This is a genomic window from Aeromonas sobria, assembly GCF_006243315.1.
GTDB classification, from domain to species: domain Bacteria; phylum Pseudomonadota; class Gammaproteobacteria; order Enterobacterales; family Aeromonadaceae; genus Aeromonas; species Aeromonas sobria_A.
Genome location: NZ_NKWE01000083.1, coordinates 1 through 750, shown reverse-complemented (window position 1 = coordinate 750; position 750 = coordinate 1). Strand labels below are relative to the sequence as shown.

The following is a 750-nucleotide window of genomic DNA, read 5'->3' as shown; positions in this document are numbered from 1 at the left end:
CTGGGGATGGAGTCGGGGACTACGTCGCTACCGTTGCAAACTGTGTCTGCGCACCAGCACCGTGCTGACCAAGACCCCCTTGGCCAGATTACGTAAAGCGCAGTGCTGGGAAGACTACGCGCAAGCCCTCATTGAAGGACTGACTGTCCGCCGGGCCGCTCTGCGTTGCGGGGTTAGCAAAAACACTGCCTTCCTCTGGCGTCACCGCTTCTTGCGTGCGATGGCCGCCCATCAAGCCACACGGGAAGAGGGCATCGTTGAGGTCGATGAAACCTTCTTCCTCGAGTCGTTCAAGGGGCAACGGGGACTGCCGCGTCCGGCACGGCATCGCGGTGGTAAAGGGCGAACCCGGGGAACAGGGCCGGATTACATCCCGGTGATGGTGGTGCAAGACCGTGCTGGCCATCATGCGGATTTTCAGTTAGAGCAGATGAATGCCGAAACGGTTATCGCGGTCTTGAAGCCCCTTGTCTCGCCGGATGCTGTGCTGTGTAGCGATGGCGCGGGCGTGTATGCCAGTTTCAGTAAAGTGCAGGGCGTGACTCATCAAGTAGTGCGCAATCGTCAGGGTGAGCGGGTGGTAGGAGCATTCCACATTCAACATGTAAACGGCTATCACCATCGATTGAAAGAATGGATGGTGCGCTTTCATGGCGTGGCAACTCATTATCTGAGGAATTATCTGGGTTGGCGCAGGATGCTGGAGCGTTACGGGAAGGGAGTGAATATCAAAGCGTGTCTGCATGAGGC

Annotated in this window: 1 protein-coding gene; it reads left to right on the top strand. The window is 57.5% G+C overall.

Annotation, left to right across the window (positions count from 1 at the left end; all coding sequences use genetic code 11):
- On the top strand, positions 1–750 hold a 750-nt coding region (locus CF137_RS21315), incomplete at both ends, for an IS1595 family transposase (protein ID WP_139721548.1).